The sequence below is a fragment of the Maribacter arcticus genome (assembly GCF_900167935.1).
Lineage (GTDB): Bacteria > Bacteroidota > Bacteroidia > Flavobacteriales > Flavobacteriaceae > Maribacter > Maribacter arcticus.
This window is the reverse complement of record NZ_FUYL01000007.1, coordinates 204,725-219,791: the sequence shown is the minus strand read 5'-3', so window position 1 is coordinate 219,791 and position 15,067 is coordinate 204,725. Positions and strand designations below refer to the sequence as shown.

Below are 15,067 nucleotides of genomic sequence, written 5' to 3'. Positions count from 1 at the left end.
GTTCATAAAAGTAATGAGTAGTTTAGTTTTTGAATTTGGCTTAGCTCTTTATTTTCTCATAACTCAGTTTTACTACCTAACCTAGACACTCTTTCTTTATGCATTACACTTCAAACTGAATACTGAATACTGAATACTGAATACTGAATACTGAAATTTAAGCCATTTTAGGCTTGTTAGTTTTAGTGATGAAGTTTAACTCTTTTTTTATTTTAGAATTTTTTGATTTGTATAAACGAGCAACTTCTGTTTTGGTCTCAAGGTTTAATTCATAAGTTGTTTCTGTAACGATGGTCATTTCAATAGTTTCAACTTTAACTTCATTAGTAGCGTTTTGCGCTTGAGCAGTAAAGCTTAAGAAGATGATAAAGATGATTGTTAGTATTGTTTTCATGACTTGCGTTTGTTACAATAATAGAACGCCGAAGACCTTGTTTTACTAGGTTGTGAATCGCTGAAAAACATATTTTACTCGTTAGTTTACACGTACTTGGTTTAAGTGCAAAATCTTGCCGATAAACGACATACTACCCAAAATCAACTAAACGATATTTGATGTCGTTAATCGACAGTTAGTGCGCTCAAAGAAGCCTTTAAATCATAATTAAATATATCTCTTCTCTTTTTTCTATATTCTGGGTTTGCTTCCCATAAGAAATACGTTACGCTAATTACTTTCTAATAAACACTGAAAACTAGTTCTAATACCTATTTCCTAACTACTTATTACTTTATATGTACTTCCACATTAAAGCGTACCTTTGCAGCTTATTAAAAATTATGACATTTAAAGAACTCGGCATTGCCGAACCTATCCTAAAAGCCTTAGAAGCTGAAGGTTATACTCACCCTACTCCAATTCAAGAACAATCTATTCCAATATTACTTAAGGGCAAAGACCTTTTAGGTGTTGCACAAACAGGTACAGGAAAAACAGCTGCCTTTGGTATTCCAATTCTTCATCATCTGTATGAAGGAATAAGTTTAAGTCAAACAAAAAGAAAAGTAAAAGCATTGGTCGTTACGCCTACCCGTGAACTTGCCATTCAAATTGGTGAAAGTTTTACTGCATATGGTAAGCATACAGGACTTCGTAATACCGTTATTTTTGGCGGAGTTAAACAAGGTAAACAAGTTAGCGCATTAAGAGGTGGTGTAGATATCATTATTGCTACCCCTGGTCGTTTATTAGATTTAATGAACCAAGGTTTTATATCCTTTAGAGATTTAGAACATGTTGTTTTAGATGAAGCCGACCAAATGCTAGACATGGGTTTCATACATGATATTAAAAAAATCATTGCAAAACTTCCTCCAAAAAGACAGTCACTTTTCTTTTCTGCTACCATGCCAAAAGATATCGTAGAGCTTTCTCGCAAGATGTTAGGCGATTTCGAACGCGTTACCATTAAACCAGAACAAGCTACCGCAGAGAAAGTAGAACAAGGTGTATACTTTGTAAGTAAAGGAAACAAACCTAAGTTGCTGGTGCATTTATTAGAACAACAACCACAAGCTTCTGTATTGGTATTTTCACGTACAAAACATGGTGCTAATAAGATTGTAAAGAAATTGGAGCAAGCTGATATTCGTTCTGCAGCTATTCACGGTAATAAATCGCAAACTGCAAGACAAAAGGCATTGGGTGATTTTAAAGATGGTAAACTAAAAGTATTGGTCGCTACTGATATCGCCGCAAGAGGTATTGATGTTGAAGAATTAGCATTGGTGGTGAATTATGACCTACCTAATGTTTCTGAAACGTATGTGCACCGAATTGGTAGAACAGGTCGTGCTAGTGCTAGTGGTACCGCGCTTTCTTTCTGTGATAGAGAAGAAAAACCATACCTACGCGATATTGAAAAACTAATTAAACAAGAAGTACCTCGTTTAGGAGCGCATCCTTTTATGGACGACACCCCTGAAGAGAAAGATGACAGACCACCACGTAGCCCTAGAGGACCAGGAAAATCTGGCAATAAAAACAGACCTGGTGGTAACAACTTCCGTGGAAAAAATAACAGGAATACAAGCAGACCAAAAAAGAGAAACGACTCTAGTAGTAGAGACTAGTTTAATTTGAAAATTTTCTAAATAAAAAACCCCCATGACTATAATCATGGGGGTTTTTTTTAGCTAAAACAATTATAAACACATAATATCGAATCTCTTTTATTAACGTGCCATTTTAATCAATTGGGCTAAATAAACATATTTCATATCTCTTGCAGCTACCCCTTCTTGCATTAACTTGGTTTTTGCAGGAGTTGCTCCTTCATTGAAGTTGATATTTTGATTTAAAGCTTGTTTATAATCTTTAAACATACTTACTGTCATATGCGAAGCATAGGTGTCGCTTCCGATAGGGTTTATGAATCTAATCAATCCCCAACTTATCTTCTCTCCTGAATCAACTGCTTTTTGATGTAAAGGCTGAAAAACCTTTTCCTCAGCATTTTCATAGGTATTATAATGCTCAAGGGCTACTTTCATCATATCTATTTGGGCAACTGTGCCTAACACCATTTTATTTGGAGATGAACCCGTTGTTGTTGCAATTTCATGAGCAAAGATTCGTACGGCCAAATCCCTAGTTTTTGCCGAACCGTTTATTTTAGTGGTAATATCTTCTTCAGTCATATTAGGGTAGGCTGCCTTAGCCCTTTCCCATAAGTTTTCCCAACTACTACCATCCATCATTTTTACGGGATCGTTATACAATGACACCGTTAAGTATTGAAAATCTTGCATTTCTCCTCCTGGTTGTAAAGACCATAAATCCCATCCAATAATATCTCCTGATTTTACCCGTTGTTGTTGAATTTTTTCCCAGAATGTTTCAGTCTCATCGTAGGCTACCATTTGCTCGTTATCGACTTTCATAAATTCAAAAACGAGATATAATTCTTCCTGTGCTTTGATCGTAAGACCAAATAGTGTTAATGCGATAAATAGAACTACTTTTTTCATATCCTTATATTTTAGCGGTTAATTATATTTGGTTATCATGAACCCATTTATAATAATAGCAGTTTTTATACCTGTTGATATAAATAACAGGACGAACTTATGCTAAAAGTTTCCTAAGGGGTACTTAAAATTATCGAGGAGATTTTTCGAGTGAGTACAAAAGTTAAATCGTCTGTATTCGATTCAATAGAAGTTCTTTATGTGATTTTCCGATGGGAATCACTTTTCTTCCGATTTCTAAATGACCATCGCCCAAAACGTCCAATTTGGAGATATTAATAATAAAGGAACGGTGCACTCGAATAAAGCTAGATTTTGGTAGCTTTTCTTCCATTACCTTAAGTGTACATGTAAGTATATGCTTGATTTTTGGTGTAATTAAAATACAATAATTACGATCAGCCTCTATGTAGAGTATGTCTTCTAAAAGTAATTTCTCCATCCTTCCATTATGACGTACAAAAATTCGGTCTTCGAGTATTTCTATATGTTGGGTATTTTGATTGGAGTTGTTCCCTTCCTTCATTTCTTCTACCACCAAAGCGATGGTACGTTGTAAACTTAATTTATTAAAGGGTTTTGTAATGAAGGCCTTTGGATGGGTTTCCTTGGCCTTATCAAAAGTAGCGTCGTCACTATTTGCAGTAAGGTATATTATAGGAATATCTATATATTTTTTAATGGCTTTGGCTGTATCAATACCACTAAGTGCACCTTTTAGGTTGATGTCCATAAGCAATAACTGAGGAGAATGCTCTCTTACATGCATAATGGCTTCTTCACCTCTAGGTAAAATGCCTGCAACTTCATAACCAAGACTGGTTAACTGAATAGACAAGTTCGCCGCAATGATCATATCATCTTCAACGATTAATATACTAACCTTCTCATTCTCCATTAGGCAGCGTTTATATTTTGAAATTCTATGCTTACTGATGTACCATGATTCGTTACCAAAATCATTCTTCCATCTAATTGTTTTACCAGCAAATCTACCAAATGTGTTCCAAAACCAGTACCAACCGGTTTTTCAGATTGCATACCAATACCATTATCATTGACCTCCAATACTAGTAAGTCACCTTTTAATTTTAAGGCTAAATGAATATTTCCTTTCCTTTCTTCAGGAAAGGCATACTTCAACGAATTAGTAATCAACTCATTAACTATAAGACCTATAGGTATAGCCATATCAACATCAAGTTCAAGTTCGTCCATTACTATATCGACCGTCACCTGAGAATTCTTGCCATAAGAATCAATTATATAATCAGTTAGATTAATAAAATAATCTTTCATTTCTACCGTAGATAGTTTTTCACCTAAGTATAATTTTTGATGTATCATACCCATACTATGAACACGATGCTGACTCTGCTCCATAGCTTCCAAAATATTAGGGTCTACAATTCGTGCCGCCTGAAGGGATAATAAGCTAGAAACAATTTCAAGATTGTTCTTTACCCGATGGTGTATTTCTTTCAATAAGAATTCCTTTTCAGCATTTTTCTTTTGTAATAGTTTGTTCTTTTTAATATTGTTCGAAATGGCTTTATAAGCCAAAAGGAGCAACAATAATAACAAAATCGTAATTATGATAATAAGATGTTGACGAGTCTGCTGCTTTCTTATCTGTGTTTGTTGCAACATTATAGTGCTTTCTTTTTGTGCAACGTCAAATTCTGTTCTTAACTGTGAAATACGATGATCGGCCTCGGCGGTAAAAACTTCATTTTTTAGTGAATCATATACAGAAAATGCACTATAGGCATTTTTATAATCGTTATTTTTAGCATAAGCCCGCCCTAATTGATTGTACGCGTCGCTCAAATAATAGGCATCTCCAAAATCATTAGTTGCAACATTTATCGATTTTCTGAGCCCCTCAATTGCTTCTGCACAGTTTCCCCTCTTATTTTGCATTTTTCCAATGGCAAGCCAAGAGCGCATAATCATGAAGTTATTTTCCAAAAGCTCGGCATATTTAACAGCGTTTCGGCCAGCTTCCATAGCATTTTCAAAATCACCTAAATAGGTATATAGATCTACCAATGATATATAGACATCACTCAAATTATTGTAAAACCCATAACGCTCACCAATGATAATGGAGTGTTCATAATATTTTCTAGCCTTTTCGTAGTCCTTCAAAGCCAAATAATTGTTGCCAACTACATAAAGTGTAAAGTCATAATCGAGATCTGTAATACCCCAAGCTTCAAATAATTTTAAGGAACGAAGACCATATTCTACCCCCGATTCAAATTTTGCCTGTTTCCAAAAAAGATTACTTAAATCACTATAAGCCATGGCCATGGCCTTTTTATCGTTTAGCTTTTCACCTAAGTCAAGTGATTTTAGTGCAAAGTCCGCGGCTTTATCTAGTTGCCCCCTACGTTCATATACATAGCCTAACTGCGTGTTTAAAAAAGGAAGGTCAGATTGATAAACCTTAGTTTTTGCCAATTCTAATAAGTTTTGGGCACTATCGAGTTTTTCCATTCGCAAAAGAATGGCACCTTGGGTAATTTGAAACCTTCCATGCCAGACAGATTCATTTTTTAAAGAGGAAAATTCCAGACCCTTTTTAGTAAAGTCCATGGCCGTGTTTAAATTTCTGGTATGCCAGTAATACGCCAAGTCATTGAGTATGGAGAGTTTAACCGAATCTGTTTTAACCTGATTAAAACCTTGCTCTAAAATTTCTAAATAGGAAGCACCAAAGTTATCGGTTTCTACAAAAACCTTTTTATAAGGATGGTCACTATTCAAGTCAACTAATTGACCATAGCTATAGCTTAGTCCCAAAAAAGACAGAATAAAAGTGTATCCAATTTTTTGATATAAGGCACTCATATTGCAGGTTGATTCTCATTGAGGGAAAATGAGCTTTCAATAAATGTACAACATTCTAGGCAGTAACCTCTCGATCAATAAATTAGCTTGTTCGGACAAGATATGATACTACTTATCCATTATCCCCTTTTAATTCAATTGTTTATTCTTTCCTTTAAAATAATGAAGTTTTTGGAAAAAGTTCATCATGGAAAAACTTAAATTCAACTTGTTCGCAATACTAGTATCTTTATTCTTTTCATGTAAGGATACAAATTCCCTTGAAACTAAGGAGGGTTTATCCAAAATCAGCACTTCAGAAACATCTTTAAAAAAGACTACAAAAACCTATTTAAGTGCATGGAGTGATAATGATACTGTTTTGCTTAAGATGATTACCTCCAATAAATTGGTACGTAATGTAAATGGCGAAATACTATCGGCAAATCAGAGCGAGCTTTTCGAATCGATGCAGTTTTGGCATAGGGCAATGCCAGATTTCAAAATGGTTGACAAAGAAATAAATGTTATTGGAAACAGAACGTATGTTAACTGGATTGGAACAGGAACCAACACAGGAATGTTTGGAGACATACCCCCTACCGGAAAAATTGGTCATACCGTGGGTATGAGCATTCTAACTTTTGATGATGAGGCACATATTGTTCATGAGTCTGTTGTCTTTGATAATTTGGGCCTATTAAAGGAATGGGGCTATTCGATATCCTCCCCCATTATGGAATGAAAAATAAGTCTATTCAAAAAAAAATAATAGTTCTATACCTTTCTATTTAATTTTAGAATGAATTAATTTGTCTTTATGAAAAGACAACTTTTAATTTATGGTAGTGGAAGACATACTGTCCCTTTTTTAAAATACATGGCAGAAGTTACAGGTAAAAACAAACCCAACCTGTGTTTTATACCTACCGCCAGTGGTGAAGACCAAGATTATATCGACTCTTTTTATGAAGTTTGTGCCCAAATAAATGTGGTACCGCATGTTATTAGCGTTTGGATAAATTCTTATGACCAAAAGGAATCGTTCGATGAGGTCATTTCAAAAATGGATGCTATTGTTGTCGGAGGTGGTAACACCCTAAACATGTTGGCTATATGGAAAGCTCAAAGCATTGATGCTGCGCTTAAAAAAGCATATAATAACGGTGTAGTTATGGGCGGTGGTAGTGCTGGTTCCCTTTGTTGGTTCAATGGTGGCACCACAGATTCTAGACCAAAAGAATTAAGTATTGTAGAGGGAATGAAATTTATCGACAAAAGTCATTGTCCGCATTACAACTCCGAAAAATCTAGAAGACCACTGTACCATAACAATATAATTTCTGGTCAGCTTAGTGATGGGTATGCCTGTGATGACCGCTCTGCCATTCATTTCATTAATGAGGAAGTGTATACCTCTATTTCGCTAGATGATGAGAATCACTCTTATTATGTACACGTGAAGAACGATGGAGCTATCGAAGAAGTACAGCTGCCAAATACTATAGTATCATAAATCGATTAACGCTCATCGAAATCCAAAGACAATTATAGATTAATTCAATTGAACTCTTAATGTTACTATTGTTGAAATACTATTGCCTATCTGAGGTGTACTCGTATTTTCAGTGTTGATACAATTACCGCAAACTAATTTCAAAAGATAAGATTTGCAGGTGCCTCTAACACTGAAGTGTATTGAAGTAAAACCTCCTCATCAATAATTACAATTATCTATCCTTCATTCATCATCAACATCACACTATTGGTGAAATTCACTTATTGCCATCTTGAATTTGCTTAAAAGCTACTACTTAAATAAAAGTCTTTAGTAAGAAATATTGCAATAGCCTCAGGCTTTATAACATTACCAATTGCCTCGTTAATTTCAAACCATTTTCTACTTCTAAAAAATCCTTGATAAATAAATATGGGGTTTCGGATAGTTTTAAATCTCATCCGTCCAAAATACATTGTATTTAAAATAGAATATTGATTTCTTTAAGATAGCTCCTCCGCTTAAAATATCAAAAGTATTATTAATCAGTAAATCAAGAAATTATGAAAAGATTAAAAATTACATTTCTTTTTGTCATCCTAATGTTTGGCGTAACATTAAGTAAGGCGCAAGAGTCTAGAGTGACCTTAGATTTTGACAACGGAAAAACTGCTACAGAAACACTAAAAAAGTACGTGACAGCATTACAAAATGCGGATGTCGAAGGTATAGCGGCCTTAATGAACAACGATGCAATGGTCTATGGTCTTGGTGGTGGCTTAGACTCTTTAAATACAACGCAACACAAGGCATACTGGGTCAATAGCCTTGCCAATTATAAACATAATATTTCTAATGACCTGTATTTACCTGTAAAGGTTGAAAATAATTGGAACGAAGGAGAATGGTTGCTTACATGGGGCGTAAATAACCTTAAGAATAACAAAACCGGAATTATAACACCCGTACCTTACCATATTGCTTCGTTAGTAGTCGACGGTAAAATTACGACCATGCGTTATTATTTAGATTATATCAATTTATTGACAAAACAAGGGTATACGTTAACACCACCCACTGAATAACTTAAACTACCCTAACTTTTATAAACAATAAAACTTAAGCCTACCTAACATAAATTTCCACTTGCAGCAGTATAGGTATTACCTATTGGTCTGCTACTGGTAAAAACTGATGAATAAAAACAAAAAATAATAACAGGCAGACCTAACTCGGGGGAATCTATTTGTCAATAGTTGAGTTTCAATTTTTAGTGTTATTGAAAATAAACTATTGATAAATAAAGTCTGCCTGTTTTTAAAGCATTCAAGAAAGATGAAAGTCCAGCGTAATTGATTTATTAGATTAAAAAATGGGAAAGTAGTGGCATTTCAGCAGTATGTAGACACCAAGCAATTGGCAGATGCGGCAAATAAATAATCAACAACCACTTAAAACAAACCAAAATGGTCTTGGGCAGCCTGTTTCGACCGAATAACACCGAATAAAATTCTAATCATAAAATTCTGACATTCAATTAATTTCAAAGACGCCATCCAAACCATGAAAACAAGAAAACGAGCAGTAGCTTTTGAAAAGAGTGGTTATTATTTTATAGGTCTTTTTCTACTTGCCATGGCCGGATTTTGGCCTTCCTATTTTGCCAAGTTTTTTGATGGTACCGCCGATTTTACGTTCTATTTTCATTTCCATGTTTTCTTTGCAGTACTTTGGATTTTTATGCTGATAGCCCAACCTATTCTGATTTTTCAAAAGAAATTTGAACTTCATAAAAAAATTGGAAAACTATCGTACATCCTTGTTCCGCTTCTTTTTATTTCGATTATCCTACTGGCCCATAGCACACTACGAGGCCCTCAAGAAAACTTGGGTCTAGAACTATGGGTTCCTGCAAAAGACCTTTTGATTTTTTCATTCGGATATGGAATTGCCATAAAATATAGACATACCATGACCATTCATGCACGGGGAATGATAGTCGCAGGAATCGTATTAATAGAACCGGCATTGGTTCGTTTAATCCTCTACACATTTTTTCCGAATGAAGGTTTTGCTCTAAGCGGATATATTATCACATTAGTCATTCTTTATGGATTGCTATTTGCTTTGATTGTCGCAGAGCGAAAGCAAAAAACAGGTAGGTGGGTGTTCCCGTTTGCCCTTGCTCTGTATGTTTTTGTACACTCCATACTCGTATTTCAGATTCGAATACCACCATGGCAGGCGTTCGCCGAATGGTTTGCGGCATTACCATTAACTTGATGAAGGGACCATTTATAAATCAATTTTAAAAACTAACATCATGAAAAGAAGAACATTTACAAAATTGGCAGGACTAAGCGCCGTTGCGATTTCCACCACAGGTTTTATCAAATTCAATGGCGAATCGTATGTAGGCGACTGCGAGACGACAACGGATATTCTCGGACCGTTTTATAGGCCAGACAGCCCTATGCGAAATAATTTGGTCGTCAAAGGAGTGCCAGGGAAGCTAGTCCAACTATCCGGCATTGTGCGTCATAAAGACTGTACAACACCCTATAAAAATGCAAAAATAGAGCTTTGGCATTGTTCAGCAGATGAAGTCTATGACAATGATACCGATGAATATAGATATAGAGGCACAACACTTTGCGATGAAAATGGCAAATATAATTTTCAAACCCAAATGCCCGTACCCTATGATGCGGGAGGCGGATTAATTAGACCAGCACATTTTCACATGATGGTCTCCGCTCCAGGTTATCAAAGTTTGGTAACCCAAATCTATTTTACCGGTGACCCATATCTTAAAAAAGACGCGTCTTCAGCATCTGCAGAAGCTAAAAACAGAATCCTCGACGTAACTAAAGAAGATGGTATGCTCAAAGTTTCTTTTGATTGCAACATGAACGAACGTTTAAAGGTTTCGTATGGCTCCCTTTCCCAAATTACTGGGAAATATAAAAACGATGAAACCGGTAAGATTCGTGAACTTTTTGAAAAAGATGGCCTACTATGGCTACAGAATGAAGTTTTCGGGGAGAGTTTTGACTACGTTGGGGAAAACAGATTTGAATACCCCGGTATGACGGAGGGAACCTATGTTACACTACAATTTGATCTTAAGCAGAACGATGCCGCAAAATTCAAAATTACCACTGCTTGGGAAGTAGGAAAGGAAACTGTGGAATCATTTACAAAAGCCTAAAATTTTGTTTTAACGCGTGCCAAGAAATTGGGGAAAGATGAAAACAACTTAAAACAAATTAAATGAAGAAAACATCATTTATAAAATTTGGAACTATTGCAATTCTAGTATCGATTAGCGCGGCTGGCTGTAACCAATCACCAAAAGAAAAAGTAACCGAAAAGGTGGTAGAAATAATAGAAGTAAAATCAGAAGTTCCAGAATATTTCTTGCTTCGTCCAGCGATAGAAAAAGCCTATGGCTATTCACATGCCGTTAGAATAGGAAACGATATAAAAATCTCTGGTGCTGTAAGTATGGACGATGAAGGCAATCCTACAGCTGTAGGCAATTTTGAACAACAAATGATAAACTGTTACGCAGATTTGGATAAAATATTAAAGCATTTTGGTTGCACATTTGACGATGTAATTGTAGAAAATATTTTCACTACCAATATGCCAAAATTTTTGGATGCAGCCGTTTATAGAAATGAAATTTACACGAAACAATTTCCAACAGGGTCTTGGCTTGGAGTTAAAGAATTGGCCTTACCAGAGTTGATGATTGAAATAGAATTGGAAGTATATAAAGCGGATTAAAAAAGACCGATAATAGAAATAGCTTATAAATGAATTTTTCAATACCGATTACCTAATTTTAAAAGGTAACTGCATTAAATAACTAAAAATTATATACCATGGAAGCAATAACTAAAACACAAGTTGATCCCTCAAAAATTATGCAGGTAGGTACGGGGTTTATGGCTACTAAGACCTTGCTCACAGCCGTAAATATGGAACTTTTCACCATCCTTGCGAAGAGGGAGCTTACTGGTGCTGAAATTCAATCAAGACTTGGTCTTCAACCGCGAAGTCTTTATGATTTTTTAGATGCATTAGTGGCGTTAAGTTTTTTAAGAAGAACTGGGTTAAAAGAAAAAGCAAGTTATAGAAATGCAGAGGATACCGATTTGTTTCTAGATAAGAACAAACAAAGTTACATAGGGGGTATGTTAGAAATGTGCAATAACCGTTTGTATCCTTTTTGGAACGATTTAGAAGAAGGTTTAAAAACAGGATTACCCCAAAATGAAACTAAAAATGGAGGCAAGCCAGTTTTTGAAGAAGTATATGCGGATCCCAAAAAACTAAAAGAATTTGTCGGTGCTATGGGAGGTATACAAATGGGGAATTTTATGGCATTTGCCAAACAATTTGATTTTTCAAACTACAAAACCTTGTGTGATGTTGGTGGATCCGGAGGTTTTCTTGCGGCACATGTTACCCTTAATAACCCACATATGCAATGTAGCTCTTTTGATTTGCCTCCCGTTGAACCAATTGCTAAAGAAAACATTAAAAACATGGGACTTGAAACGAAAGTAAAAGTGCTGTCAGGAGATTTTTTTATTGATGATTTTCCGAAGGCAGATGTTATTACTATGGGCAACATTCTTCATGATTGGGGAACAGAGGATAAAAAAATACTGATCAAAAAGGCATATGACGTATTGCCCAAAGGTGGGGCATTAGTTATCATTGAAAATATAATTGATGATAATCGAAGTGAAAATGCTTTTGGTTTGCTGATGTCTTTAAATATGCTTATCGAAACATCTGAAGGATACGATTTTTCAGCTGCTGATTTTAGCATATTGGCCAAAGAAGTCGGTTTTCAAAAAGTCTCTATTATCAAGCTTACAGGTCCAACAAGTGCCGTAATTGCATATAAATGAATTACAAAAAATATCAAGTTGATTTCAGTATTTGTATGAATTAGCTATTTATCAAACTGACCAACACTTTCAGGACCCGAATGTACATTTCGGGTCTTCTTTGATTAGAATTCAATGTTCTATGCCATAACCTAAAATTTATACACATGAAAATTAACTATGCAACATTCGCGTTACTTCTGATATCCCTATTTTTAATTAGATGTTCGGATCAATCATCAGATTTAGGCGCAAATTGGACTTCTTATGCTTCAGATAAATTTAGTTCCAAATACTCTCCCTTAGACCAAATCAATCAGAAAAATGTAAAAGATCTCCAAATGAAATGGACCTGGGAATCCCCAGATAATGATCTTAAAGAACAATTTAAATTTCCTGTTTCTATTTACCAGGCCACCCCTATTGCAATCAATGGAATATTGTATGTAAGTTCCTCAACGGCAATAGTATCAGCAATAAATGGATCAACTGGCCAAACTATTTGGACCTATGATCCAGAAACCTATAAGTCGAATGCTCCCGCACATGGAGCATATATTCACAGAGGGGTTTCCTATTGGGATGACGGGAAAGAAGGGCGAATTATAGTTGGAACCCCCGATGCTCGGTTAATAGCATTAAATGCCAAGGATGGGAGTTTGGTACAATCATTTGGTAAAAGTGGAATAGTAGATCTTTCCCAGGGTCTAAGCCGTCAGTTCGATGCTTCTCATTATGGAATTTCCACTCCTCCAATTATTGCCAATAACGTAATTGTAATTGGAGCTTCGATTACAGATGCAAGCCCACAGAGTATGAGGCCTCCTGGAGATGTAAGAGGATTTGATGTAAAGACAGGAGAGCAATTGTGGGTATTTCATACCATACCACAAGCCGGTGAATATGGGAATGATACTTGGGAAAATGAATCTTGGAAAATTACCGGTAACACCAATGTTTGGACAAGAATGAGTGCAGATGAGGAGTTGGGATATGTTTATTTACCAATAAGTACACCAACTAACGATTGGTATGGCGGCAATAGATTAGGAGACAACTTGTTTGCAGAAAGCTTAGTGTGTTTGAATACCCGAACAGGAGAACGAATCTGGCATTTTCAAATGGTTCATCATGGCGTATGGGATTACGATTTACCAGCAGCTCCTAATCTTTTAAACATTAATAGAGATGGTAAATCTGTGAAAGCTGTTGCGCAAGTGAGTAAGCAAGGATTTACATATGTATTTAATCGTGAAACAGGTGAACCCATATGGCCTATTGAAGAAAAACCTGTACCACAATCTACTGCGCCAGGTGAACGAACCTCTCCCACACAACCATTTCCCACAAAACCAGCTGCTTTTGACAGACAAGGTGTCACCAAAGATGATATTATCGATTTTACTCCTGAATTGTTTGATGAAGCTTGGGCAAGTTTAAATGAAATAGATAAGGGTGAATTGTTTACCCCTCCTACCGAAAACGGCTTAGTGTATCTACCAGGAGCACTAGGCGGAGCAAACTGGCATGGAGCAGCTGTAGACCCGGAAAGTGGGGTGCTCTATATTCCTTCGATGACATTTCCCGGGTTTTTTAAAGTAATAAAATCAGACTCTACAAAAACAGATGCCAATTATGAATGGCAAGGATTCTGGGTCTCAGGTCCACAGGGTCTTCCATTGTTTAAGCCGCCTTATGGTAGAATTACGGCTATAGACTTGAATACCGGGGATCATAAATGGCAGTCCGCCATGGGAGAAGGTCCTAGAAATCATCCTTTGTTAAAGGATTTGAATTTGCCTAGATTAGGATGGAATTTACGTGGATCTCCTTTACTTACGAAGACCTTGCTATTTATTGGGCAAGAAGGCAAGTATTGGGAGTATGTGCCTGCCTTGGTTGGGGGAGCAAAACTAAGCGAAGTACAAACTCAAGAAATTATAAATTTTGAACCAAAAATGCAAGTGTTTGATAAGGACAGTGGAGCGTTGATTCACGAAATTGAACTTCCCTTGAATGTTACGGCTGCGCCAATGACCTATATGGTAGAAGGTAAACAATATATTGCATTTGCTGTGGGCGGATCAATAGGACCTGCAAAAATTATTGCATTAGGATTAAAATAATACGGCATTAAACGGCATAGAATAACGTATATAAATTAAAATAGAGTATACCAAAAATCTTTAAAACGGGATCTGAGTATGCTGACTTAATAAGAATTTAATCTATATGATGATTGATGATTTTGGCTTTCTAATAATAGTATTTTTCGTCCTCTCAAAATCTAAAGTAGATGAAACTATCAAACATTATGGTTGATATAATTGGTTCTGCTTTTCTTTATTTAAATCTATATATTAGTAGATATATTTAGTAAATAATTATGAAATATTAGCGCTCTCGAGAGCAAACAACAAACAAAATAAAAAACTAAAACAATGAGCAACTCAAGTAAAAATTGGTCAAAGCATGAACTAAAAGTATATCTGTTATTATTATGTGCACAGGCAGATGCAGAACAGACCCCAGAAGAGATTGATTTGATAAAGCAAAAAACAGATAGCGCCACGTTTGCATCACTCTATAAAGAATTTAAAAAGGATGATGAGGATACTAGATTTGAAAAAGTAGAAGCTTCAATCGGTGTGCTCGAATTTAGTCAGATGGAATTGTCAGATCTAAAGAAGGAATTCTATGAACTCTTCCGTTTAGATAATAAATTCACAGCCGCAGAACAGTATTTGAACAAAGTGCTTGACAATATCTTGTACTAAAAATTTATCGGAATTTACACAGGCTAATTAATTTTAAAGAAGAGTTATGTGCACCTTCAAAGCTATAGCATTCAATTCAA

14 protein-coding genes are annotated in these 15,067 nt (G+C 35.7%); 10 read left to right on the top strand and 4 right to left on the bottom strand.

The features are described 5' to 3' along the window. Positions 1–157: 157 nt before the first annotated feature. Positions 158–394 carry a hypothetical protein gene (locus B5X55_RS12505; RefSeq protein WP_079512968.1) on the bottom strand — a complete coding sequence of 79 codons (237 nt, stop codon included), beginning with the start codon at positions 392–394 and terminating at the stop codon, positions 158–160. 386 nt (positions 395–780) lie between these two features. Between B5X55_RS12505 and B5X55_RS12500 the strand changes: the two genes are divergently transcribed. Beyond that, positions 781–2,073, top strand: a complete 1,293-nt coding sequence (locus tag B5X55_RS12500) for a DEAD/DEAH box helicase (RefSeq protein WP_079512967.1) — start codon at positions 781–783, stop codon at positions 2,071–2,073. Positions 2,074–2,175: 102 nt separating this feature from the next. Here B5X55_RS12500 and B5X55_RS12495 read toward each other — a convergent pair whose 3' ends face one another. The 3 genes from B5X55_RS12495 to B5X55_RS12485 form a co-directional block, all read right to left on the bottom strand. Then, on the bottom strand, positions 2,176–2,970 hold the full coding sequence (locus B5X55_RS12495) for a hypothetical protein (protein ID WP_079512966.1): 795 nt from the start codon (positions 2,968–2,970) through the stop codon (positions 2,176–2,178). Between the two features lie 163 nt (positions 2,971–3,133). Then, complete coding sequence (locus B5X55_RS12490; RefSeq protein WP_079512965.1) at positions 3,134–3,868, bottom strand: LytR/AlgR family response regulator transcription factor; 735 nt, start codon at positions 3,866–3,868, stop codon at positions 3,134–3,136. Continuing rightward, positions 3,868–5,826 carry a sensor histidine kinase gene (locus tag B5X55_RS12485; RefSeq protein ID WP_079512964.1) on the bottom strand — a complete coding sequence of 653 codons (1,959 nt, stop codon included), beginning with the start codon at positions 5,824–5,826 and terminating at the stop codon, positions 3,868–3,870. Before B5X55_RS12485 ends, B5X55_RS12490 begins: the two co-directional genes overlap by 1 nt. Positions 5,827–6,013: 187 nt before the next feature. Here B5X55_RS12485 and B5X55_RS12480 point away from each other — a divergent pair, with 187 nt between their 5' ends. From B5X55_RS12480 to B5X55_RS12440, 9 genes are all read left to right on the top strand, one after another. Further along, positions 6,014–6,550 (top strand): ester cyclase, encoded by a 537-nt coding sequence (locus tag B5X55_RS12480; RefSeq protein WP_079512963.1) that lies wholly within the window; start codon positions 6,014–6,016, stop codon positions 6,548–6,550. Between the two features lie 75 nt (positions 6,551–6,625). Beyond that, positions 6,626–7,321 carry a Type 1 glutamine amidotransferase-like domain-containing protein gene (locus tag B5X55_RS12475; protein ID WP_079512962.1) on the top strand — a complete coding sequence of 232 codons (696 nt, stop codon included), beginning with the start codon at positions 6,626–6,628 and terminating at the stop codon, positions 7,319–7,321. Positions 7,322–7,866: 545 nt separating this feature from the next. Further along, positions 7,867–8,388, top strand: coding sequence for a nuclear transport factor 2-like protein (locus tag B5X55_RS12470; protein ID WP_079512961.1), 522 nt, complete (start codon positions 7,867–7,869; stop codon positions 8,386–8,388). A gap of 478 nt (positions 8,389–8,866) precedes the next feature. Then, positions 8,867–9,586, top strand: a complete 720-nt coding sequence (locus B5X55_RS12465) for a hypothetical protein (protein ID WP_079512960.1) — start codon at positions 8,867–8,869, stop codon at positions 9,584–9,586. Positions 9,587–9,626: 40 nt separating this feature from the next. Next, on the top strand, positions 9,627–10,514 hold the full coding sequence (locus B5X55_RS12460) for a dioxygenase family protein (protein WP_079512959.1): 888 nt from the start codon (positions 9,627–9,629) through the stop codon (positions 10,512–10,514). Between the two features lie 62 nt (positions 10,515–10,576). Beyond that, a complete protein-coding gene (locus B5X55_RS12455) occupies positions 10,577–11,095 on the top strand; it encodes a RidA family protein (protein WP_079512958.1) in 519 nt (172 codons plus the stop codon). Between the two features lie 98 nt (positions 11,096–11,193). Then, on the top strand, positions 11,194–12,231 hold the full coding sequence (locus B5X55_RS12450) for a methyltransferase (protein ID WP_079512957.1): 1,038 nt from the start codon (positions 11,194–11,196) through the stop codon (positions 12,229–12,231). Positions 12,232–12,377: 146 nt separating this feature from the next. Further along, positions 12,378–14,336: a pyrroloquinoline quinone-dependent dehydrogenase gene (locus B5X55_RS12445; RefSeq protein ID WP_079512956.1), complete on the top strand. Its 1,959-nt coding sequence runs from the start codon at positions 12,378–12,380 to the stop codon at positions 14,334–14,336. A 315-nt stretch (positions 14,337–14,651) separates the two neighbouring features. Beyond that, positions 14,652–14,987: a hypothetical protein gene (locus B5X55_RS12440; protein ID WP_079512955.1), complete on the top strand. Its 336-nt coding sequence runs from the start codon at positions 14,652–14,654 to the stop codon at positions 14,985–14,987. Positions 14,988–15,067 lie beyond the last annotated feature (80 nt).